The organism is Paenibacillus favisporus, assembly GCF_040545415.1.
In the GTDB taxonomy this organism is placed as follows: Bacteria; Bacillota; Bacilli; order Paenibacillales; family Paenibacillaceae; genus Paenibacillus_AQ; species Paenibacillus_AQ favisporus.
In genome coordinates this window covers 505,389-528,585 of sequence record NZ_JBEPLV010000004.1, presented here as the reverse complement: position 1 = coordinate 528,585, position 23,197 = coordinate 505,389, and the positions used below count along the sequence as shown (strand labels likewise).

At 57.3% G+C, this 23,197-nt stretch carries 22 protein-coding genes; 6 read left to right on the top strand and 16 right to left on the bottom strand.

Annotated elements, in window-relative coordinates; translation table 11 throughout:
- Window positions 1-375 precede the first annotated feature (375 nt).
- Entirely contained in the window at window positions 376-1,407 is a 1,032-nt protein-coding gene (locus ABID47_RS20265; RefSeq protein WP_076172825.1) for a ribonucleotide-diphosphate reductase subunit beta, read from the top strand.
- A gap of 141 nt (window positions 1,408-1,548) precedes the next feature.
- On the top strand, window positions 1,549-2,247 hold the full coding sequence (locus ABID47_RS20260) for a M50 family metallopeptidase (protein ID WP_076172968.1): 699 nt from the start codon (window positions 1,549-1,551) through the stop codon (window positions 2,245-2,247).
- Between the two features lie 119 nt (window positions 2,248-2,366).
- Here the strand turns inward: ABID47_RS20260 and ABID47_RS20255 are convergent, their stop codons facing one another.
- Window positions 2,367-2,531: a DUF1328 domain-containing protein gene (locus tag ABID47_RS20255; RefSeq protein ID WP_076172824.1), complete on the bottom strand. Its 165-nt coding sequence runs from the start codon at window positions 2,529-2,531 to the stop codon at window positions 2,367-2,369.
- Window positions 2,532-2,685: 154 nt separating this feature from the next.
- On the opposite strand from ABID47_RS20255, the gene ABID47_RS20250 reads away from it, so the two are divergent.
- Window positions 2,686-3,156 (top strand): MarR family winged helix-turn-helix transcriptional regulator, encoded by a 471-nt coding sequence (locus ABID47_RS20250; RefSeq protein ID WP_354499396.1) that lies wholly within the window; start codon window positions 2,686-2,688, stop codon window positions 3,154-3,156.
- A 174-nt stretch (window positions 3,157-3,330) separates the two neighbouring features.
- Here the strand turns inward: ABID47_RS20250 and ABID47_RS20245 are convergent, their stop codons facing one another.
- Entirely contained in the window at window positions 3,331-3,507 is a 177-nt protein-coding gene (locus ABID47_RS20245) for a hypothetical protein (protein ID WP_181909153.1), read from the bottom strand.
- On the opposite strand from ABID47_RS20245, the gene serS reads away from it, so the two are divergent.
- A complete protein-coding gene (serS, locus tag ABID47_RS20240) occupies window positions 3,497-4,792 on the top strand; it encodes a serine--tRNA ligase (RefSeq protein WP_354499394.1) in 1,296 nt (431 codons plus the stop codon). The two genes, ABID47_RS20245 and serS, sit on opposite strands and share 11 nt — an antisense overlap.
- Before the next feature lie 92 nt (window positions 4,793-4,884).
- A complete protein-coding gene (locus tag ABID47_RS20235; RefSeq protein WP_354499392.1) occupies window positions 4,885-5,391 on the top strand; it encodes a DUF1572 family protein in 507 nt (168 codons plus the stop codon).
- A 115-nt stretch (window positions 5,392-5,506) separates the two neighbouring features.
- On the opposite strand, the gene ABID47_RS20230 is transcribed toward ABID47_RS20235, so the two are convergent.
- The 9 genes from ABID47_RS20230 to ABID47_RS20190 form a co-directional block, all read right to left on the bottom strand.
- Window positions 5,507-6,520: a HoxN/HupN/NixA family nickel/cobalt transporter gene (locus tag ABID47_RS20230; RefSeq protein WP_354499390.1), complete on the bottom strand. Its 1,014-nt coding sequence runs from the start codon at window positions 6,518-6,520 to the stop codon at window positions 5,507-5,509.
- A gap of 26 nt (window positions 6,521-6,546) precedes the next feature.
- On the bottom strand, window positions 6,547-7,158 hold the full coding sequence (locus ABID47_RS20225; protein ID WP_354499388.1) for a PadR family transcriptional regulator: 612 nt from the start codon (window positions 7,156-7,158) through the stop codon (window positions 6,547-6,549).
- Between the two features lie 184 nt (window positions 7,159-7,342).
- Window positions 7,343-8,167, bottom strand: coding sequence for an urease accessory protein UreD (locus tag ABID47_RS20220; protein WP_354499386.1), 825 nt, complete (start codon window positions 8,165-8,167; stop codon window positions 7,343-7,345).
- Between the two features lie 3 nt (window positions 8,168-8,170).
- Window positions 8,171-8,782, bottom strand: coding sequence for an urease accessory protein UreG (gene ureG, locus ABID47_RS20215; RefSeq protein WP_145026839.1), 612 nt, complete (start codon window positions 8,780-8,782; stop codon window positions 8,171-8,173).
- 30 nt (window positions 8,783-8,812) lie between these two features.
- Window positions 8,813-9,499, bottom strand: a complete 687-nt coding sequence (locus ABID47_RS20210; RefSeq protein ID WP_354499383.1) for an urease accessory protein UreF — start codon at window positions 9,497-9,499, stop codon at window positions 8,813-8,815.
- Window positions 9,492-9,947 (bottom strand): urease accessory protein UreE, encoded by a 456-nt coding sequence (gene ureE / locus ABID47_RS20205; RefSeq protein ID WP_354499381.1) that lies wholly within the window; start codon window positions 9,945-9,947, stop codon window positions 9,492-9,494. The genes ABID47_RS20210 and ureE overlap by 8 nt, the downstream gene beginning before the upstream one ends.
- A 17-nt stretch (window positions 9,948-9,964) precedes the next feature.
- On the bottom strand, window positions 9,965-11,677 hold the full coding sequence (ureC, locus tag ABID47_RS20200; RefSeq protein WP_354499379.1) for an urease subunit alpha: 1,713 nt from the start codon (window positions 11,675-11,677) through the stop codon (window positions 9,965-9,967).
- Window positions 11,674-11,997, bottom strand: a complete 324-nt coding sequence (locus tag ABID47_RS20195) for an urease subunit beta (RefSeq protein ID WP_354499377.1) — start codon at window positions 11,995-11,997, stop codon at window positions 11,674-11,676. Before ABID47_RS20195 ends, ureC begins: the two co-directional genes overlap by 4 nt.
- 11 nt (window positions 11,998-12,008) lie before the next feature.
- Window positions 12,009-12,311, bottom strand: a complete 303-nt coding sequence (locus ABID47_RS20190) for an urease subunit gamma (RefSeq protein WP_354499375.1) — start codon at window positions 12,309-12,311, stop codon at window positions 12,009-12,011.
- 235 nt (window positions 12,312-12,546) lie between these two features.
- Between ABID47_RS20190 and ABID47_RS20185 the strand changes: the two genes are divergently transcribed.
- On the top strand, window positions 12,547-13,491 hold the full coding sequence (locus tag ABID47_RS20185) for an urea transporter (protein ID WP_354499373.1): 945 nt from the start codon (window positions 12,547-12,549) through the stop codon (window positions 13,489-13,491).
- A 226-nt stretch (window positions 13,492-13,717) separates the two neighbouring features.
- Here the strand turns inward: ABID47_RS20185 and ABID47_RS20180 are convergent, their stop codons facing one another.
- The 5 genes from ABID47_RS20180 to ABID47_RS20160 form a co-directional block, all read right to left on the bottom strand.
- Window positions 13,718-16,258, bottom strand: a complete 2,541-nt coding sequence (locus tag ABID47_RS20180; RefSeq protein WP_354499371.1) for a LamG-like jellyroll fold domain-containing protein — start codon at window positions 16,256-16,258, stop codon at window positions 13,718-13,720.
- Between the two features lie 438 nt (window positions 16,259-16,696).
- Entirely contained in the window at window positions 16,697-17,836 is a 1,140-nt protein-coding gene (locus tag ABID47_RS20175) for a glycoside hydrolase family 88 protein (RefSeq protein WP_354499719.1), read from the bottom strand.
- A 2-nt stretch (window positions 17,837-17,838) separates the two neighbouring features.
- Window positions 17,839-19,698, bottom strand: a complete 1,860-nt coding sequence (locus tag ABID47_RS20170) for a heparinase II/III family protein (protein WP_354499369.1) — start codon at window positions 19,696-19,698, stop codon at window positions 17,839-17,841.
- 33 nt (window positions 19,699-19,731) lie between these two features.
- A complete protein-coding gene (locus tag ABID47_RS20165; RefSeq protein ID WP_354499367.1) occupies window positions 19,732-21,375 on the bottom strand; it encodes a response regulator transcription factor in 1,644 nt (547 codons plus the stop codon).
- Complete coding sequence (locus tag ABID47_RS20160; RefSeq protein ID WP_354499365.1) at window positions 21,368-23,173, bottom strand: sensor histidine kinase; 1,806 nt, start codon at window positions 23,171-23,173, stop codon at window positions 21,368-21,370. Before ABID47_RS20160 ends, ABID47_RS20165 begins: the two co-directional genes overlap by 8 nt.
- Window positions 23,174-23,197 lie beyond the last annotated feature (24 nt).

The following is a 23,197-nucleotide window of genomic DNA, read 5'->3' as shown; positions in this document are numbered from 1 at the left end:
GCGGGTGGCGGATTTTTTTGATGTGAATATGTGCTGAGAGTCGCTTTCGTCCCCCTCCTGCTTTGCAGGTTATGGGGGACACGCTTTTACGTTTGAGCGGTGCGAGTGGTGGTCTCCTCGATTCTCGGAGACCCCTTGCGTCGCGCGGCTTTGCTCCCTGTTTTGCTTCGCAAAATGCAGGAGCTCGCCACGCGTCCGATTAAACGGATAAGTACAACTGGAATGGAAAGATACTGCATGAACCATTTGAGGCAGACTATCCGAAACCTTAAGTTAAAGATCACTGGTGCAGATCAACTGATATGGATTACAGCATTCTGCGGTGGATGTTGATATATAAGCAAGTAAAAACAGAACTACGAGGAGGAATCGAGTATGCAAATGCAAAAGATTTTTAACACCGAAGCGCCGAACCGCTCGACCCGCATCATCGAAGGAGAATGCTCGGGCATCCTGAACTGGAACGATATCCGCATGCCCCATATGTACAAATTGTATAAGGTTCTGCTGCTGAACCACTGGATCGCCGACGAAATTCCGATGGCCAAAGACGCGCAGCAGTTCGTCAACCTCGATCCGGAAGAGCAGCGCACCTTCAAGATCAACATTTCTTTGCTAGCCGTGCTGGACTCGATGCAGACGATGTTCATCGGCGACGTAAAGCGTTATTTTACCGATTCCTCGCTGGAGGCCATCTCGGCTATCATCGGGCAGCAGGAAGTCGTGCACAATCAATCCTACTCCTACGTGCTGTCCTCGATCGTATCAGAGCAGGAGCAGAAAGAGATTTTCGAATACTGGAAGCATGATCCGGTGCTGCTCGACCGCAACCGTTTCATCTCGGAAATCTACCAGGAGTTCCGCGACGAGCAAAATCCGCAAACGTTCTTTAGAGCACTTGTGGCCGACCTGATCCTGGAAGGCATTTTCTTCTACAGCACGTTCGCCTTCTTCTACAACCTGGCCCGTGACCAGAAGATGATGGCGACTAGCCAAATGATCTCCTACATCCAGCGCGACGAGAACCAGCACTGCTATTTCTTCGGCGAAGTGTTCAAGCAGCTACTCAAGGATTTCCCTGAGCTGAACACGAAGGAGAACATGGACTACGTCTACCGCACGATCGACCGCGCGGTTGAGCTGGAAACGAACTGGGCTCACTACACGCTCAGCGAGGTCAAAGGCATCGATTTGAATGAGCTGTCCGACTACATCAAGTACATCGCCAACAAACGCCTGAAAATGATGGGGATGGAAAAAGGTTACGAAGGCGTGGACTCCAACTGCATGCCATGGATTCGTCCTTTCTCCGACGAGGCGCTGAACGCCACCAAAACGGACTTCTTTGAAGCCAAGTCCCGCAACTACGGCAAAGTCGGCGACGACAACGGATTCGACGATCTGTAAGCCGCTCGCCTGCAATATACTCGTTTCGCAACAACCGGGAAGTGCAGCTCCGCTGCGCTTCCCTTTTTCATTGGATCGTGTATGATGGAACAAAAGATTAGATCCGCATGTTACCGTTTGGAAAGGAGCTGCCCGTTGCCCGTGAATAAATCCTTGAAGGCTGTATTGTTTCTTGTCGCATCCGCGATTCTGACCCGGCTGATCCCGTTCTCCTCCTGGTTCCGCACCCTGGATACGATGATTCATGAGTTCGGCCATGCGGTCGTCACCCTGCTGCTCTCCGGAAGGGTCCTGCGCATCGAGCTCAATGCCGATCACAGCGGGACCACCTACTCCTATTTATCCTCCGGTTGGAGCTCCGTGCTCGTCTCGCTGTCGGGGTATACGATCGCTTCCATCTTCGCTGTGCTTCTATTCTACGGGTACGCGAAACGCAAGCAGGCCGCAGGGCTGATCCTGATCACGCTGCTGGCTGCCGTCAACCTGCTCTTTTTTGTCCGGAACAGCTACGGCGTTTGGTGGCTCGTCATCTTTATGGCGCTGAACATCGTGTTTTATTTGCTGGGCAGCACCGTGCGCAACTTCTATTACCTTCTGCTCGCCTTCCTTTGCCTGGAAGAATCGGTTGTCGGGCCGCTTACCCTGGCCATCACTTCCTTGACCAATCCGCGGCAGGCCGGTGACGCGGCCAACCTGGCTCACATGACGGTGCTCCCTGCCATCGCCTGGTCGGTGCTGTTTCTGCTGTTTGCGCTTTGGTGCACCACCCAAAGCCTGACCTTGTTTTGGCGGAAGCCCGCGCGAAAGCCTGCTGCAAACACCAGCATGCGGACCGGATAAAACGTACGTCGTTTCGAATTTTTTCAACCCAAAAAAGGCTTGTCCCACACGTATGTGGGCGCAAGCCTTTTCTGCTCTTATCGAGTGTTCGTATGAACGGGATCAGCGCGCAGCTAGCGTCAACTGCTCCGTCTTCTGCCAAAAATCAGCGACAGAATAAACAGGATCAGGAAGACGAAGAACAGCACCTTTGCGACGCCAACGAGCGCAGAAACGATGCCGAAGAAGCCGAAAATCGCAGCTACGATGGCAATGATCAAAAACAAAATCGCGAGTCCGATCATCGTGATCACCTTTCTTTCGTTAGAATGTGGTACTTGTTTTTAACCCGGAATCGGAGATTTGAACCTTGAAAAATGCCCCAGATCCGCATATAATTTGTCCATATTTGAACTGTTCATCATTGAACAAATTTATAAACGAAAGGTTGCTTTAGCCATGGATCACCAAGAACGCCAAGATCCTCAAATCAAGCTGGCCGGTGAAGTCGTTCAATCCTTTTCCGGCATTCAAAAACGCCTTCTGGAGTTTACCCGCAGCAACGCGGAGGGCCTGGGATTAACCGTGCTGCAGCTCGCCATCCTGAACACGCTGTATACCGCGCCCGGCATGACACTAAGAGAATTAACCGAGCGTCTCTCTTCTCCTAAAAGCACCCTTAGCGTTCAAGTGGAAGGCCTCGTCCAATCGGGATTGGTGGACCGTGTTATCTCCGAGACAGACCGCAGGGAGGTCAAACTGAGCCTTACCGCTGATGGACAGGAGCGTTCCCTTCGGTCGGCGGCTAAGCCCCGCTCCTACCAAGCCATGGCGTATGCCCTCGAGCAGCTCCCCGCTTCCGATGTGGAGAGCCTGCTCCGCATTCACCAAAGCATACAAAAGCTTTTGGAGGAGTATTCATCCAGGTAAGGGATGTACGTATATTGTGCTTTTGATCGGTTTACGCTATACTAAACCGCAAAGAACTGAACAGTGACATTACGCCGATGAACAGCATCCAACTGTGAGGCGTTTTCGACCGGAGCGGATGGCGATTCCCATGTGTACGCAGCACAACGGTGCAGCGGCTTCACCATTCTCTCTCTAAGTTAACCGGCCTCCGTCCGTTATCGCGGAACCAAGCGGATCGGCACTGCCTTCGGGCAGGCTGGTCAAATTGGGTGGCACCGCGAGCAAGCGCTCCTCGTCCCAAGGGATGAGGGCGCTTTTTGCATTTTTACAGGACAAAGAGACAAAGGAGACGGTATCGATGCTAAACATTCAATTCATCCGTGACCATCAGGAGCAGGTACAGCAAGTCGCGGAGCAAAAAAACATTCCCTTTCAGGTGGACGATCTGCTGGAATGGGACGAGAAGCGAAGAAGGCTGCTGCAGGAGACGGAATCGCTAAGGGCGCAGCGCAATGAGCTGACCAAGAGCATCGCGGGGCTGCTGAAGCAGGGCCAGGACGAAGCCGCGGAGCAGCTTAAGGGCCAAGTGAAGGAGATTAACCGCAGCCTGGACGGCTGCGAAGCCGGGCTGCGCGAGGCAACCAGCAAATTTGAGGAACTGATGCTGCTCGCCCCCAACGTTGTCTCGGAGGACACGCCGATTGGCAAGGACGACAGCGACAATGTGGAAGTCCGCCGGATTGGGACGCCGCGGCAATTCGATTTTGAGATGAAGGATCATGTCACGCTCGGCGAGCTGCATGATCTGTTCGATATTCCACGCGGGGTCAAGACGGCGGGCAGCCGCAGCTATTATTTGAAGGGAGCTGGCCTCTTCCTGCATCTGGCCGTGCAGCGGCTGGCAATTGACCTCCTTGCGTCGTGCGGATTTACGCCGATGGACGTGCCGGTCATGGTCCGTCCCGAAGCGCTGGCCCGTTCGGGATTCTTCCCTACCGGGAAGGATCAGACCTATGAGCTGGCTGGTGAGGACAAGTGGCTCGTCGGTACTTCGGAGGTGTCGCTGGTGTCGTACTACAGCGACGAAGTGATCGACGCCGCCCTTCCTATCCGGCTCGCGGGCGTGTCGAGCTGCTTCCGCCGGGAAATCGGCTCGGCGGGCCGCGACGTACGCGGCTTGTACCGCGTCCACCAGTTCGCCAAGGTCGAGCAGGTCGTCCTCTGCGAGAACGATCCCGCGGCGTCGGAGGCGATGCTTCAGGAAATTACCGGCCATGCCGAGGAGATCCTGCGGCTGCTGGAGCTTCCTTACCGGGTGATGGCCGTCTGCACCGGAGACATGTCGCAGAAGACGTATAAGCAGTACGACATCGAAACCTGGATGCCGAGCCGCGGAGCCTACGGCGAAACCCATTCGTCGTCGAATCTGCTCGACTTCCAGGCCCGGCGCTCGAACATCCGCTACCGCGATGCGGAAGGCAGGCTTCAGTACTGCCATACGCTGAACAATACAGCTGTGGCCTCGCCCCGCATTCTGATCCCACTGCTCGAAAACCATCAGCAAGAAGACGGCTCGATTTACATTCCGAGCGCCCTTCGGCCGTATATGGGCGGTATCGATAAGCTGGTGCCCCCTGGCCCCAAAGCGGAGTAACCGTATCGTAGAGTCACCTCTCTGCTTGCCGGGAAAGAAGGACGGCCCCTATACTGGTGTGAAGAAGTCATTTTATTGCGGAGGTGGTTGGAATGAGCGCCCACGACATCGGAACTGAATATTTCCGGGTGGTCAACGATAAATTCGCCGAGCTGAAGCGTTCCGCCGAGAAGGCGATCGCGCAGGTTCCGGACGATAAGCTGAATTGGTCGTTAAACGAAGACTCCAACAGCATTGCGGTTATCGTTCATCATATGAGCGGGAATATGATCTCCCGCTGGACGGACTTCCTCGATTCCGACGGGGAAAAAGAAGGCCGCGACCGGGACAGCGAGTTCGAGGGCACCGTGGCCTCGAGAGATGAGCTGCTGGACATCTGGAACCGCGGCTGGGGCGTCTTTCTGCAGGCGCTCAGCTCCCTCGGCGGCGATGACCTGCTGCGGACCGTCTACATCAGGGAAAAGCCACATTCGGTGCTGGAAGCGATCGAACGGCAGATGTCGCACTATTCCAGCCATATCGGGCAGATCATTTACATCGCCAAGCAGATTCAATCGGACGCTTGGGAGACACTGACGATTCCGCGCCGAAAGAACTAGCGGACAAAGAAAAACGCTTATCGACGCACGTTCCTATGAAGACAGACCGCGTTTATCCAAAAACGGGACCCGCCGGCATCACGCCGGGCAGGTCCCGTTTTTGCTTTCACGATCCTTATAGACTTTTCCCTTTCACCGCATACCGCTCTTCAATCCGGTAAACTTTCCAAATGAGCACTGCCACGCCCCAAATGGCCAGAAACGCCACGACCAGGAAAATACCCAAATTTCCAAAGTCGATGCCTGCGATGACGTCCCAGATGCCGCCGGATAAATGCAGCTTCTCCGTCGTAATCTGCGCCAGTTCCACCGCGCCGACTGCCACGGCGGCGATCACCGAAATCGCCGTGACGATCAGGTTGTAGTAGACCTTCCGGATCGGACGGTCACTGGCCCAGGCATAGCTCTTGGTCATCATGAGGCCATCCAGCGTGTCGAACAGGCTCATGCCAGCCGCAAACAGCAAAGGCAGCGCAATGATGCCCAGGACCGGAACCTGCTGGTTGGCCGCCCCAGCCGACATCGTAAGCAGCGAAATCTCGGTGGCGGTGTCAAAGCCGAGGCCGAACAGAAAGCCGATCGGGTAAATATGCCAGCTTTTCGTGACCAGCTTGAACCATTTGCCCATAAATCGCGTAAAGAAGCCTTTGGCTTCGAACATCTCCTCAAGCTCCGCTTCCCCGATCCGATCTTCCCGGATTCTGCGGAACGTGCGCCAGAGCTGGGTAAACAGCATGAAATTGAGCACGGCCAGAAACAGCAGGAACACCCCTGACACGGTCACCCCGATGATGCCGCCGATCTCCTGCATCCCGGACATATGCTTGGCGACAAAGCGCACGGAGATGGCCGTCAGCACCGCCAGCAGGAAGACGACGGTCGAGTGCCCCAGGGAAAAGAAGAAGCCAACGCCCCGGGAATCCTTTTTCTGCGCCACCAATTTGCGGATCGTGTTATCCACTGCGGCGATATGGTCGATATCAAAAGCATGGCGGACGCCAAAGACGTAAGCCGCAATTCCCATACCGACAAAAGCCGGATGGGCGGGCACCACCGCAAATAAGGCAAGCAGCCCAAGGACATGGATCAATGCCACGCCCAGCATGTAACGGTTCCAAATGAATTTCATGTTTCCACCTTTCACGAAAGAGCCGGTCAACATTCGGACAGCATCGAAATGCCCCGGATCAATGTATTGAACGTGCCGGCGCCGATGAACCCGATCACAAACTTGACAATCAGCGGATTATCCATCAGATTCAGCACCCACTTGCACCACGAAATCTCTTCCTTGTCGAGAACATTGCTGCGGTTCAGCAGCACGTACCTCCCGAAATGCTTGGAGGAGGCGCGGGTATGGTCCTTCTCCACCGACGCAATTTTTTTCTCCCGGACCGTCACTCTCAGCTTCAGCTTGGAGATCCGTTCCAGGATCAACTTTCTGGCGTTCTCCTCATCGGTCAACCACATCGAGTAAACCTTGATGAGGAACTCGTCCCGCACTGCGGGGTCCGCCGGCTTTTCTTCCACCCAGGACCCCAGTGCCTCCCGGCCCTGATCCGTGATGGAATACGTCTTCTTGTCTGGCCGTCCCGTCTGCTCCACATGCTCATATGCCACCAGGCCCTTTTGCTCCATTTTATTCAGCAGCGGATAGATCTGGCTGTGCTTGGCAGGCCACAAAACCTCCAAGTAAGCAGCCAGTTCGTATCCCGAACACGGCGTACGGGCCAGCACGCCGAGTATTGCGTAACCTAATGTGTTCATTTCGTTTCATTCCTTGCGTTCTTATAGATATATACCTCGAACCGGCAGCTTTATCCGGCTTGTATACTACCAGTGTATCCGCAATGATCTCGAAATGGTACCTTTCCGGCTAAAAAAGCTAGCAAAGAAGTTTGGCGAAGAGCATGCAGCCGGCGGGACGGATCGCTGCGGCCGGCGGAAGAAACTAGTATTTGCGCAGAAAGCTCGGATTCCTGCCGAACAGACGGCGGCTGACGAGATGATGGCATTCCGCCTGGATCCGTTCCACCGCCTGGGTGGAGTGAGCTAGGATCCGGACAGCCAGGCCGGGGACATTTAGCAGCGACATGCCGATCCGGACCCCGTCCGGCTCCGGGTGAACGGCGCTGTACAGCTCGTCAAGCAGTCCGGCATCCGCCTCTTCCCCGATGAACAGCATCGATCCCAGATGCGTGTACCCCTCCAGAAACCCCAGCCCATTCACCAGCTGGCCGGCAGGCTGCAGTTTAATATGATCGTAGACGGCAAGCTCGCCGTCCATATAGATCTCCGTGCGAAGCCGAAGGGTGTCGTAGCTGAACAGGGTGCCTTCGGGCGACCAGCCGGGGGTGACGCTGTCGCAGTACAGCAGCGACGCCCCCTTTTCCATGCGGATCACCGTCTTTTGATCGTACCGGGCATGCTCGTAACCGATCAGCGGATCGGGAATGTATTCGAGATAGCTTCCCTTTTTCAGCGAAATCTCCGTTTCCTGGTACGCTGGCGTGTTCGGCGTTTTGTAGATTTTGGTGGCCGACTGCGTCGTCAGCGTGAGCCGGGCGTTTTCCAGCAGCGATATGCCAAGATGATAGCGGTCCCCATCCAGGTAGCCGCCCCCCGGATTCAGCAAATAATAACACGGCTGCCCGGAATCGTCGTGATAGATGGGACGCATCACCTTGAAGGCCCCTTGAAAATAGACGTTCCGCGCGACCGTCCTGCTGTCCCGCTCTTCCGCCTCCAGCCGCAGAATGCCTGTCCAATCCTTCATAACCTAGCTCAGACCGTGGAGGAAGGCGTTATCCTTGATCCAGGCGATGACCTGGTCAAGCCCTTCTTCCTTTTTCAGATTCGTAAAGACAAACGGCTTGTTGCCGCGGAACACCTTCGTATCCGATTCCATCACTTCCAGCCGTGCCCCGACATGAGGCGCCAGATCGGTCTTGTTGATGATAAACAGGTCCGATTTGATCATCCCCTGCCCGCCTTTGCGCGGAATCTTCTCTCCTTGGGCCACGTCGATAATATAGATGGAAAAATCAACGAGCTCCGGGCTGAACGTAGCGGCGAGGTTATCCCCTCCGCTCTCAACGAAGATGAGCTGTACGTCGGGATGTCTTTCCTTCAGCTCATCGATCGCCGCGAAATTCATCGATGCATCCTCGCGGATTGCCGTGTGCGGACAGCCTCCAGTCTCCACCCCGATGATCCGATCGTCTGGGAGCACCCCGTTAGCCATCAGAAATTTGGCGTCTTCCTTCGTATAGATATCATTGGTGACTACTGCCATGCTGATTTCGCCGTCAAGATGGCGGGTCAGCTTTTCCACCAGCATCGTTTTTCCGGCCCCTACCGGGCCGCCAATTCCAATACGGATCGGCTCCATCCTCAACACTTCTTTCTATAGATTAATAGTTTAGGACATAAAAATCCGGATATTGACGCGTTCATGCTTCATCTGGGACAGCTCGATTCCCGGCGACAGGACGCCGAAGTCTTCTTCGTCCAAGGCGAGAATCCGGTCGACAGCAGCAGGCAGCGCCTCCTGAACGTCGCGGATGATTCGCTGCCCCGCCGTCTGCCCGAGCGGGATGGCCCGGACCGCATTTTGCACCAGGCCGACCACCACCGAGTACAGATAAAATACAAGCGTATCTTCCCGGCTTGCTCCCAAATGGTGACCCGTCATCGTAAAGACGACGGCGGGATGTCCGAAGCTGTCCTTGCCCCGGATGCGCTGCCGGTATTGCGAGAGAAGGGGGAAGCTGTACATCGATTCGATGAGCGCAAGCATCCGGTCCCCCATCTTCTGCGTGCCTTCCCTCGTCTCCCGTGCCAGATTCTGCACGGTAAGCAGCCGGTCCCATTTCCACACCTCGTCAGGCCGGTTCCCCTGTACGGCGTCAAACACGCAGCGCGCGGCGAGCCCGTCGGCATGCACCAGCTGCTGGTTCAAATAAACGCCGAGCCAATTCGCAAAGGTCGCCGGATCATGCACCTGCCCCTCTTGAATGTAGCTCTCCAGGCCGAACGAATGGCTGAAAGCCCCGGTCGGAAAGTTGGAGTCGCACAGCTGCAGCAGGGACAACATCGATTTATCCATGGCTGTGGCCGATGTGGCGGAAGGCTTGCTTCACCTTGCGCTCCTCCCGCTGGTACGGGATGCCGAGCTGTATCAGCAGTTCCTCCACCAAATAGTCGTACTGGACAAGCATCTCATTGCCTTCAAATTGTGCCGGAAGATGGCGGTTGCCCAGCTGATGGGCGATCGTCCCCATCTCCTTCAGGCTGCGCGGATGAATTACGATCAGGTCGTCAGAAAGCACATCGATCACGATCATGTTGGTGTCATCCATATATAAAATGTCGCCTGCCACAAGGTCGCGAGGGTCCTTCAGCCGAATCCCGATTTCTTTTCCGTGGTCGGTCTTGACGCGCTGGATCCGTTTCACGAGATCGGAACTCTCCAGATACACCTTCTCGGTATGGCGTTTCTTGATTTCCTCCGGCTCCAATCGGTCCAGATTGCCTACGATTTGTTCAATGATCAACGCGCTTACCTCCATGCTTAGAATAGGAAATACCTTTGGCCCATCGACACCTCGCTGACCGGATCACAGGTGATCAAATCCCCGTTCACCCGAACCTCGTATGTCTGCGGGTCGACCGTAATTTCTGGCGTTTCGCTGTTAAGCCGCATGTCCTTTTTCGTCAAAGAGCGAATGCCGCGGACGGGCAGGACGATTTTCTGCAGACCCAGCTTTTCGTGGACGCCCAGATCAAAGGCCGATTGCGATATAAACGTAGCGGAGCAGGAAGCCAGAGCTTTGCCGTACTGTGCATACATTGGCCGGTAGATGACCGGCTGCGGCGTCGGAATCGACGCATTGGCATCCCCCATCAGGCTCTGAACCACCATGCCGTTCTTCAGAATCAACTCGGGCTTCACCCCGAAAAAGGCCGGATTCCAAATGACCAGGTCGGCCATCTTGCCGACTTCGACCGAGCCCACATATTCGGAAATACCGTGGGTGATGGCCGGATTGATCGTATATTTGGCGACATATCGTTTCGCGCGGTTGTTGTCAGACCGTTCGCTGTCACCCTGCAGGGAGCCGCGCTGCTTTTTCATTTTGTCAGCGGTTTGCCAGGTGCGCAGAATGACTTCCCCAATCCGGCCCATAGCCTGGGCATCGGAGCTGACCATGCTGAATACGCCCATGTCCTGCAAAATATCCTCTGCAGCAATCGTCTCGCGCCGAATCCGTGAGTCCGCAAACGCCAAATCCTCGGGAATCGACGGGTTCAAATGGTGGCACACCATGAGCATGTCCAAATGCTCGTCGATCGTGTTCACGGTATAGGGCAGCGTCGGATTGGTGGATGAAGGAAGCACGTTAGGGTAGCCTGCGGACTTGATCAAGTCCGGCGCGTGGCCGCCGCCCGCACCCTCGGTATGGTACATGTGGATCACCCGGCCCTTGATCGCGGCCATCGTGTTCTCCATGAAGCCCCCTTCATTGAGGGTATCGGCATGTACCGCTACCTGCACGTCATATTGGTCCGCCACGGTCAGCGCATGATCCAGTGCCGATGCCGTCGCTCCCCAGTCTTCGTGAACCTTCAGCCCGATCACCCCCGCCCGGACCTGCTCTGCAAGGGGTTCGATTGCGGCGGCCTGGCCTTTACCGGTAAAGCCGACGTTGACCGGCATCCCTTCCGCAGCTTCCAGCATGCGGTGGATGTTCCACTCACCAGGGGTGACCGTTGTTGCCTTGGAGCCAGCCGTCGGGCCGGTGCCCCCGCCGATCAGTGTCGTCAGGCCAGAGGACAGGGCCGTTTCAATCTGGGAAGGACTGATGAAGTGCACATGGCTGTCAATGCCGCCGGCCGTGACGATCATGCCTTCCCCGGCGATGATCTCCGTCGATGCCCCGATGACGATGTCCACCTTCTCCATCACCAGCGGATTGCCCGCCTTGCCGATGCCGGCGATTTTCCCGTCGCGAATGGCAATGTCCGCCTTGTAAATACCGGTATAATCCAGGATTACGGCGTTCGTGATCACGACGTCCGGGACCCCTTCGGCGCGGGTGGCGAGCGGATGCTGTCCCATGCCGTCCCGGATGACTTTCCCGCCGCCAAACACCACTTCGTCCCCATAGTGGGTATAGTCTTTCTCGATTTGAATGATCAGGTCCGTATCCGCGAGCCGGATTGAATCGCCGGTGGTCGGGCCGTACATTTGCGAATATTGCGTTCTAGGCATCCGGAAAGTCATGGGCGGGGGCCCCCTTCCACGGAACCGTCGGTTTTATTGTTGAAGCCGTATACGCGTCGCTCTCCGCCGTAACTTACCAGCTCAACTTCCTTCTCATCCCCCGGCTCGAAGCGGACTGCCGCCCCTGCCGGAATATTCAGATGCATGCCGAAGCCGTCTTTGCGATTAAACTGCAGCGCTTCGTTCACTTCATAGAAGTGGAAATGGGACCCGACCTGCACCGGGCGGTCGCCCGTGTTGGTCACCTTCGTCCGGGACACGACCCTTCCCTCATTGCACACAATGTCGTCGGTTTGCAAAAATAATTGCCCTGGGATCATCACGATTCCTCCTATCGTATCGGATTATGTACGGTGACGAGTTTAGTGCCGTCCGGGAAGGTAGCCTCCACCTGAATATCGTGGATCATTTCGGGTACGCCCTCCATGCAATCGGCACGGGTCAGTATGGTCGCCCCATACTCCATTAGTTCGGCAACGGTACGTCCGTCCCTCGCCCCTTCCAATACCTCATAGGTAATGTAGGCAACAGCTTCCGGGTGGTTTAACTTAAGCCCCCTTTCCTTGCGGCGTCTTGCAAGATCCGCGGCGACAACTATCAGTAACTTATCAACCTCACGCGGCAGCAGCTGCATTGTGCTTTCGGCCTCCTTATCCATTCGGATACATTTGTGTGCGGCAGTCTCTTTTCGATTTCCCGTCCGCGATGCGCTTGTTTGTGGCCTTTCCGGGCGAAAAACTTTGTGATTGATAACCCCGCAGCCTTAATATATCATAAATTATATATATAATAAATTACATATATCTATCACATCTTGTCATGGAGGGATGCCCGGATATCTCGAAAGCACTTCAAAGGAAAAGGGGAATATGATGCTGAAAATCGAACGCTATCTCTTCGGGGCTTGGAGACTGCCCGCTTTTGCGGAAGCCGTCCTGAAGGGGATTTCTCAGGTAATCCTGGTCGAAAATACCGTCTCCGGCCTCCTCATCCTGATCGCCATTCTGATCTCCTCGGTCCGGGTAGGCCTCATCGCACTGCTGTCGGCCTGCATCGCTACGCTGATCGGCTGGTGGGGCGGTGCCGACCGCGATGCGGTCAAGCAGGGGCTGCTCGGCTACAACTCGGTGCTGGCCGGCATCTCGTTATCGCTCTATCTGGGAGGCTCGGACCGGTGGGTCATCGCGCTGGCCGGTGCCGCAGCCGCCGCCCTCCTCACAGCCGCTATGATGCATGCGATGCGGGGCAGCGGGCTCCCGGTTCTGACGCTCCCTTTTATTGTCGTCACTTGGTTTCTGCTGATGGCATCCTACCGGCTGAGCCTGTTCCGGCTTAGCCCGGATCTTGCTCCGCAGGACCTGTCCCACTGGACGCTTCATCCGGAAGGAGCCATCCACCTGTTCCGCAGCCTTGTGGACGGTGTCGGACAAGTTTACTTTCAGGACGGGATTTGGCCCTGCCTGCTGATTTGGGTCGCCGTGCTGTGGGGGAACTGGCGCCTTGGCATTTATGCGGCCATCGGCTCTATAGCCGGGTGGCTTACCGCATTGGGACTTGGCGCGGAAATATCGCTGATGAACCTCGGCTTGTACGGGTACAACGCCGTCCTGACCATCCTCGCCGTCGGCGCCGTATTTGACGCCAAAAGCCGCTGGGCGCTGCTCACCGGGCTGATTGCCGCCGCGGTAACGGTGCCGGTTACGGCCGGCATCGATACCTGGATTCTGCCTTACGGCCTGCCCGCTCTGACCCTGCCATTTGTGCTCAGCACCTGGTTGTTCCTCGCCGCGCGCAAAGTACTGCCGAACCTGTAACCGCTGCTAAAGAAAATAAATTCTGTAATCTTAAGAAAAACGTCTATCGACGTACTTGCAAAGAGGACAGACCGCGTCTAGAGGAAGTTTTTCTTGCGAGATCAGGAAGCAGAAGCTCCGAAACTTATACTTTCTTATCTCTTCAAAAAAGGGACAAAGCGAAAGGTCATCTTTCGCTTTGTCCCTCTTATTTGTGGCCAGAATAGAAACTGGCCCCCTCCATTGTTTAAGACGGATTCTTGGCCAAATCCGCCGCCTGCGCAGGTGTCAGCGCGCCATCATACACGCGCAGCTCGTCGATCAGACCTTTAAACGGCGGATCCCACCAGTTGACGCCCAGGCTAAAGCTTGCCTTCGTGCCGGTAAACCAGTCCGGGAAGTTCGCTCCCTTGAACTTCTGCACCCCATTCACGTACACGGTCAGCGTGCCGTTCTCCACGGAAAAGGCCAGGTGCGACCACTCGTCGGTCGGAATGGTCAGTCCGGTCGCCCCGTCATACCAGCTCGTGCTGCCCGACCACACCATCGTATTGTTGGCGACGGCTCCCCGGGGCACGAGGCTCACCCAATGGTCGCCGTCCTTCGCGCCAAAGAAGGCCGTCGTGTACGTCGTCAGCTCCTCCGGTTTGATCCACAGCGCAACCGAATAGGCATTGTTTGAAATCAGTCCGTCCGGCAGCCGGATCCCGGAGGCTCCGTCGAACTTGGCGGCCTGGCCTTGTCTGCCCTCAGCGAAGGTGATGCTGCCGCCGGACTTGTCAATCCGGTCGCCGGTCACCGTGCCTGCGGCAAACCGCCCTTGACTGTCCGCAAAGTTACCCTCAAGGCCGTAATAAGCAGACAGCTTGGCGTCCTGGTATGGCAGAACAGACACCGTAAAAGACTTCGTCAGCGACGCGCCGCCTTTGGTGATTGTTGCAGTGAGCACCGCTTGGGCCGAGGCGCCGCCCGCCGGACGGTGCACCTCACCTGAGGACGATACGACCGCTTCGTCCGAGCTCTTCCAGGAAATCGCGGTGTGCCGGGTTCCTTCCGCCGGAAGGGTGAGGTCCGACACGACCTTCGCCGTATCCCCCAGACTCAGATCATTGTATACGTCCTGAACCAGCGCCTGATCGGTTTTGTCTTCAAGCCGGCTGCCCCAGACCGCCACGCCCTCCCGCGAAGAAGCCGTGAAGGTCATGACATCACGCTCGGACACCGGATCCCAGCCGCTGGCGAAGACGCCCTTGTACACAGAACCGGCAATGACAAGCTCCGCCTCGTTGTGCCCGGTCTTTTTCCAAGTGCCGGTCAAGTCGCCCGAAATCGTGTTGTCCTTGTTCAGCCGGATATACACGGAGGACTGGATATCCGCCGTCGTCCCTTTTCCGTGGTTGATGAATTTATATTCCCCGATCAGGTCCTGACGGTCCACCTTGCTCAACGTTTCTCCTGCATACCGGTATGGGGCAACCACCGGCCAGCCGTCCTCATTCATGTACATTTGATGCACCCGCACCTCATGCGCTTCGCCCATCTGCGGGAAACGGGTATGGAAGACGAGGAACCGCTTGCCGGTCGCATCATCCAGCAGCACGGAGTTATGTCCCGGGGACACATAGCCGACGCCGATGCCGGTGCCCGGATCACCTACGTCTCTGGCAAACAGGTAGTTCCCCATCAGCTTGTTGCCGTACGGCGCGTTGTCCGTGTCTCCGGGTAGAACGGCGTTCTGGCCCTGGGCATCCACATACGGTCCGTCCGGGTTCTTCGCGCGGAACACCCGCATGTTGTAACCGCCATCAGCTCCCAGCCAGCCGTAGGTCATGTACAGGTAGTAGTAGCCGGTAGCTTTATCAAACACCACATACGGACCTTCGCCCGATTTGCCGTAGCCTCCGGCCACCTTCGTGCCGAAATACCGGTCCACCAGGCGTCCGTCGGCGGTCTTGCCGTCTTTGCCGGGATATTTCACCTTGCCGGTCTTCGGGTCCACGGGAAGGACGAAGATACCACCGGACCAGGAGCCGTAAGACATCCAGAGCTGCCCGTTTTTGTCATAGTACAGGTTCGGATCGATCGCATTCGGATACGTGCCGTTGGCAAACGACCCGTCAGCGTTGAACCAGGCACCGCTTGCCCCGCTGAGCTGTCCGGCATCGATCAGCTTCGGAATGTTCGTGTTCGTCCACTTTTTATTGATCACGCTGTCCTTATCCTTGGCATCGCCCTCCGTAAAGCCGGAGTACACCAGGGTATCGACATACTGATAAGGCCCCTCGATCTTTGGCGACACGGCAAACCCGATGGCCGACCGGATATACGTCGAGGACGTGCAGTAGTACAGCATATAGGCGCCTTTGGTGCCGTCCGCATTCACATATTCGGGATTCCAAAACACGTCGGGAGCCCACACGGCAAAACCGCCCTTACTGTCCGAATCATTTTGTCCGGCCCAGGCGAACGACCCGGCCAAATTTTGCGCCAGATCGCCATACAGCACGTTGCCCGGCGTCGTATACCCGTTCGTAAAGCGGGACCAGCTCTGCAGGTCCTTTGATCGGGCCGCCTCAATATGCGAACCGAATACGTAATACGTATCCCTGTCCTTCACGATGGATGGATCGTGTACGGATACGTTTTGATACACCGGCGCCTGTCCCTGCTGCCCCTGTGTCTTGCCGCCTTTCTCCGCCGTACTGTCCGACCCGGTGCCAAATACCTGCCCCGGAACCGTGACGAACAGCATCATCATCAACAATGCCGAAACCCACCTTCTGTTCATGTTTGCTCCCTCCAACAAATAAAATCTCAGAAAATAAGATCATTCAGCCTTTTGCGAAAACGCATTCATTGATCCGCACAGCGCTGCTTCATCGTGACGCCTGCCGCGGCCCAGCGACCGATCCCTCCCTTTTTACCGTTTCATCGACCTGTAAACCGCTTTCCACATGTATTTTATTTAAATAAAACTAAAATGTTTTAAGTAATCATATAATGACAATCATGAAATTTCAATCGCTTTTGGAAAATATTTAACTTATCGCTGCTAAAATAACGCTTCTCACCCTTTATTAAGTTTAGAAAAGTATAAAATAAAAAAAGAATGAGACCCTAAAGTCCCATTCCTTTCGTCAATTCAAGTATTCAGCTGTAAAAAAACGGCTTCGACCGCTCAACCTTACACGTTCAAATCGCCCATACGCCGCAATACAATGCCCGCTTATTCCCAATAAAACGGTCCTTTCCCCTGCAGCCGGGCGAGGCCCTCTACGAAGAAAAAGTCGCCATAAATCAGCGGCACGTCCACATTCGTTTGGTTCGGATAATGGCTCGTCCCATGCAAAATGAGGCCTTCCTGCGCATGATCGTCAAAAGCGCCGTAGTTCACGTACAGCGACTCCAGCATGCGCACGGCCGGCTCACGGTAGACGGCTGCTTCCAGCTCGCCCACCTGCTCCGACAGCAGGAGCAGCCCGCTGGCCGCGCACGCGCCGGCTGAGGAGTCGCGGTACTGCCTTTCTTCCAGCGGCGCCCGGAAGTCCCAGTGCGGCACGTGGTCTTCCGGCAGATTGGCAAGGAAGAAGTGGGCGACGCGCTTGGCCGTGTCCAGATAGGCCTGCTTGCCGGTATGATGATAGGCCAGCGTCAGGCCGTAGATGGCCCAGGCCGTGCCGCGGGACCAGGCCGACTCCGGGGCATAACCCTGGCCCCCGAGGCCGCCGAGGCGCTCGCCCGTGTCCGGGTCGTAGCGCATGATGTGGTACACGGAGCCGTCCGGCCGGACAAAGTCGGCGGCCACCGTGTCCATATGCGCCTCGGCGACGTGGCGGTACCGCGGATCGCCGGTCATGGCGGACGCCTGGAACAGCAGCGGCACGTTCATGGCGCAGTCGATGATGGCGACGCCGGTATTGTCCTCGCCTTCGGACCACGGATTCCAGGCGCGGATGAACCGGCCTTTCAAATTGAAGCGGGCAGCCAGGTAATTGGCCGCCTTGAGCGCCCTCCGCTTCGACTCCTCGCTTCCCGTCAGCTTGTAGGAAGCCAGGCTCGTCAGCGTCCACATAAATCCGAGATCATGGTCGAGACGGGTGTAGCCGTCCAGCACTTCATCGAGCCGGGCCTCGCATTCCTCGGCGATCCCCCTCAGACGCTCGTCCCCGCTGCCGTTGTACAGCAGCCAGAGCAGCCCCGGCCAGAAACCCGCCGTCCACCAGTGCGGGGGTTCCAGCACATACTCGCCGTTTGGGCTGGCATGGGGAAATCCCGCCCCGATGCGCTGGCTCGTGCGCCGGACTTTATCCAGCGCCTTCCCCCAAGCTTCATTTACCCATACCGCTTGCGCGGCCTGTTCCGTCATATTCACTCCCGATCCCCGCTTTCCTCGTCATTTGGCTCAAACTCGAAGGTGACGGCAACCCGGATGGAGGGCTCCGGCTTCCGGACCGTCAAATCGATCGTGTACCATTCGGCTTCACATCCGTCATGGTCCATAAACATCCGCCGGGTGATCTCCGGCGAGAGCATCCCGCCGTCATAACGCATGATCAGCTTCAGGCCCTGCTCTCCTGATCCTTGCAGCTCGATAAGGTCCCCCGCAAGCCGCGGCCGGACGCGGGTGACAAACCGCTCCACCACCGAGCTTGGCGCTCCCGCAAACCGGTACTCGTCGGTCAGCGCCAGACTCGGCAGCCCTCCCTGCATCTCCCAGCTGAGCGCACGGCGCAGGCTTTCCAGCCCCGCGTACCGGTAGGCTTGCGTGAGGTCCACGCCAAACACAGCTCCAGCCTCATCGGCATAAGCCTCTTCGACCACCGCCCGGCTGTCCTCTCCTTCGGCCTGATACTGGCCGCCGACGATCGGCACGCTGTGCCCCTGTGAGCCGTTGCAGTCGTAGGTGTAGCGCTCCGGTCCGAAATACGACTTCGTGTATTCCCCGCTGCCGAGGTCGGCGAGGAAAAACTCGCCGTCCCCGTACAGCATAAACTGCCCGAGGTCGTTATGGTTGTGGGGCTCGGCGTTATGCCCGCCTTTGGCCGCAAAGCCGAACGCGCAGCTGGGGCCGGCATGCCTCCAGATGAGCCACTGTGCGTCGGGCAGGTAGCCGAAGAACGGCCCCCACTCGCTCTGGGCCGGCTCCCCGCTCCGCCACAGCAGATTCCGGATGGCCGGCGCCCAGCGGCTGCAGTGATCCTCCGTAAACGCAGCCCGGAGGCGCGCCGGCGGCCGCTGGAACTCCGGATACAGGCCGGCCAGATAATCCGACAGCCCCAGGTGAATGCTGCCGCTTGGCCTGGAGTCGGAAAAGTTCGCCACCGCGCTTCCGCCAAGAAAGCATTTTTGCTGAAACAGCGCGATGCGGCGGACCTTGTCGCTGGCGAACCAGTCCAGCCGTCCACGGGACCGCTTCCGGAGCAGATCGGCGTAGTACGTAAAATAACCGAATCCGTAATTCCAGTACCCGAGCCCCTCCTGACAAGCGCCGTCTTCACCGAACCCCGTCAGATAGCAGTGCATGCTTCTCTCCGCCTTCGCCAGAACGGCCGCCAAACAGTCCGCCTCCTCCATCAGCAGCAGCGCCGCCGCGCCGATCGAGCCGGCGCACACGGCGGACCAGTTATGTACGGCCGACTCCCAGTGAAACTCCCGGGCCAAATACGGCTCGAACAGGCGGCGATGCACTTCATCCCGAATCCGGCTCCGGATCAATGGCGGCAGACCGTCGCCCGCCAGGTACAGCAGCTCACTGAGCGCAAAGCCGGTTTCAGCGCTGAACAGATCGATCTCGCCCCCGGCGTCCCCTTCTCCCAGGTGGGCGGGGAGACACCAGGTATACTCCTCCAAAATAAGCCACAGCGTATCGCATAGAGCCTCGCGGTATTCATCCCGCTCCGGCTCAAGCATCGTCAGAATCGCAAAGGTATTCAGCCGGCGGCGCCGCTCGAAATACACCCGCTCATAGCCGAGCCGGCGCCCGGTGCGGGCAAAGTCGGCATACAGTGAGTACGTTAATACCGGCAGCGGCAGTCCCAGCAGCCGCTGACCTTCCGCCTGAATTTCACGCCGGTCCGCTTCATACAGGTCCGAGGTCCGGACCTTCTGCCAGAAACGGGCCGCGTCACCGTCCGGATAATACAGGTCCAACCCGGCGGGAGCCATGTCATGAGCCACTTCCTTCAGGGACGGACTTCCTTGCTCATGACGGGATGATGATTCCAGCAATTGCGAATCCTCCTCTCTTATGCGGTCCAAGCCTCACCGCAGCCGGCTCCGGTATTCGACCGGGGTCACGCCGGCATAAGATTTGAATGTCTTAATGAAATAGCTTTGATTGTCATAGCCCAGCTGCTCGCAAATCTCCCCGACGGTCGCTCCCGTCCGGTCCAGCAGCTCCTGGGCCCGCATCATTTTGAGCCGGGTCACGTATTCGATAAAAGTGCTGCCCGTCTCCTTCTTGAACAGCCGGCAGAAGTAGCTGGTGTTCATGTGAAGGTGCTCCGCCACCTCGTCCAGCGAAATCCGGCTGTGCAGCCGCCGCGTGACGTACACGCAGGCTTCGGTAATCTCGGGCCGTCTGCCGGACTTATGTCCGCCAAAATCGGTCGCCGCCCACGACTCCAGATGCCCGTTCAGCCAGGCATGAAGATCCGCAAGCGAATCGATGTCCGCGATTTCCTTATGGAGCGTATCCGCGGACGATGCCGTCGAAACGGAAGGGATGGCTTGAAGCTTCAGCTTCAAATCGAGCAGCAGCTTGAGGACCCAATCCTTCACCGCCTCCGGCGGATACCGCTCCTTGCGGATTCTCGCGGTCCAGGCGGCCGTCGCCGACCGGATCGCCTGCGGCTCCCGGTCCAGCAAGGCCCCGCGCAGCTCGCCAAGTGCCTCATCGTAGAAGCTGAACAGATCCCGCGGCGGCAGGTCATCCCCTTCCGGCTCCGTCTCCGGCTTCGGCCTTGATGCGCGCAGCTTCACCGTCTCTCCGGGTTCCAGATAGAAACGCAGCCCGCCCGAGGCCAGCAGACCGCCGAGCGCCTGCTTCAAGCTCTCCGGCGAAGCGCAGGGCTCGCCGATGCACAGCGACATGTCAACCTTAAGTACTTTTCGCAGCGCGGACTGGATTTCCTTCAGCATCTGCGCCGTTTCCTCATATAAATTCCGATGAAGCCCCGGCTTGCCGGAGAAAAACAGCAGCCAGGTTCTGGCATCGTAACCCGCGTGTACCCCGCATGGTGCAAAGTTCTCCAGCACTTCCTTCAGGACGTTGCCGACGGCAAAGCGCAGCGTTTGATCCGAGAAGAAGCGGTATTTCACCTGCCGGTAGTTCTCCAGAAATCCGGCGACCGGCAGGGTGTGCTCGCCTTCCCGGAGCAGGCCGTACTCCGCAGCTTCCTTCCTCCAGTTCTCCGGGGACAGCAGGGGCAGATCGATGAGGTTTTTCAGGCTTTGTTCCTTCCGCAGCTCCTTCGCCTCATCATACATGCGCTTCATCCGGCTGTGCTCCCATCCGGCCTGCTTCTCCTCATCCATCGCCTGCTTGAACCGGGTGAGCCGCTGTACCAGATCCTCCGGGTCAAGGGTGTCCTTCAGCAGATAGTCCTGTACGTTCAGACGGACGGCCTGCTGCGCATACTGAAACTCGCTGTGACAGGACAAAATGGCGATTCGCACGGCGGGATTCAGCTCCCGGATGCGTCCCGACAGCTCCAAGCCGTCCATCTTGGGCATCCCGATATCCGTAATAAGAATATCCGGGGTCTGGCGCTGGGCCTGCTCCCAGGCGCTCCATCCGTTCTCGTGGGTGGACATCAGCCTCAACCCGAGCTCCTCCCAGCGGATCGTCTCTGACAGCAGCTCAATCACGGGGTAATCATCGTCGGCCAGCATGACATTATACATCCCGCAGCCCCTCCTTCCGTGGAATATGCATTTCAATCACGGTTCCGGCCCCCGGCTCGCTGTTCACGCAAGCCTGGAATCCATCGCCAAACATCATGTTCATCCGCTCCGCCACATTGGGCAGGCCAATGCCTGAAAAGGATCCGCTTGATGTAAATGGCTCGGCTGCATAAGCGGCTCCGTTCAGGATCCGCATCAGCTCCTGCCTTCGCTCCTCTTCTATTCCTGCGCCGTCGTCAGCAACCGTCAAAATGATCCGCTCCGCCTCCGTCACCGCCCGGATCGATATCGTGCCCGCCTGGCGGCTCAGCCCATGAATCATCGCATTTTCGACAAGGGGCTGCAGGAAGAAGCGCGGCACTTTGATCAGAAACGCCTCCGGGTCAATATCCAGCTGCAGCACGGCCTCCTCCTTCTGCCGCAGGTTCATCAGAGCGACGTAATGGGAAATCAAGTCGATCTCCTCGTGCAGCAAAATTTCGTCGTCCTCGCGGCTGATCGTCATGCGGAGCAGGACCGACAGCGAGCCGATCATTTTGGCGCTCTCCGGATCGCCGCGCTTCATCACCTTCATCCGGATGGAATTTAACACGTTGAACAAAAAATGGGGATGAATCTGCGCCTGCAGCATTTTAAGCTCGGCCCTTCGCTTGCGGGCCTGGTGGTCCGACACCTCGGCGATCATCTCTTTGACCCGGTCCAGCATCTGGTCGAACAACAGTCCGAGCCGCCCGATCTCATCGTTGCCGGCCACGCCTGAACGCACGTCCAGGTTGCCGCGCTGCACCGCGTTCGTTACCTTGCCAAGCCGGACGAGCGGCGTCGTGAACCTGCGCACCAGCACGATCAGCAGCAGAAGGAAGACGAAGAACGAGATCATTTCGAACAGAAATACTTTGCTGAAGATGGCATTCAGGTCCACGATTGCGTCCCGATACGGCTGCATCAGCACGAGATGCCAGCCGTTCATCGGAATCTCCTGCTCCACCATCAGGAACTTCTCCCCATCGATCCGTTCAATCGAATACGGCTTGTTTCCCTCGTTCAGATCAGCATAAGCAAACTTCCTGCCGATTTGGCCGGCCGGTCCCGATACGATCGTGCCCGAGCCGTCTACCATCAGCACCCGGTTTCCTTTGGAGAGCCGGTCAAAGATGCCGCTAACCTGGTCCTCCACCCAAGACACCACCACATAGCCGTAAATTTCCGAATTGGCCAGCCGCAGCGACCGGGCAATGGACAGCTGATAGGGGTGATCGGCTTGATCCTGCACGTAGACGGTTCGCTCAGGCCCGGTCCAATAAGATTCCAGCCCTCTCAGCTCCTTCATCTGCCTGAACCAGGGCTGCCGGGTCAGGTCCGGCGGATTGTAATCGCTTACGGAATAATTCATGTAATACGCCCCGTTTGTCAGCAGCACGGTCACATACGTCTGCTCGCCTACCACCGTCAAGCTGTCGAGCTGCTCCAGCACCCGGTTCGCCTCGGTGAACCGGCGGTACGGATCCTTCTCCTCGTTGCCTGAGGCGACCTGCTTGAAGTAGGTGTTCAAACCGGAATTGACCTGAATGTAGTTGGCAATGTTCAGCTTGCTGGACAGCAGGTTCGTGACGGATCCGGCCACCAGCTGCAGCGAATCCCTTGCGTTCGATACGGCCTGCCGCTTCACCGCCTCCCGCGATAATCCGTTGTATACGATCAGGCTGATGACCGCGGGAACGACAATGCAGACAATCGACGCGAAAATGAGCTTGTGGCGGATCGAGCGCAGCGCCAAGTGCCGCAGCCGGTTGATCATGATGGTCCCCCCAGGGTACAAAAA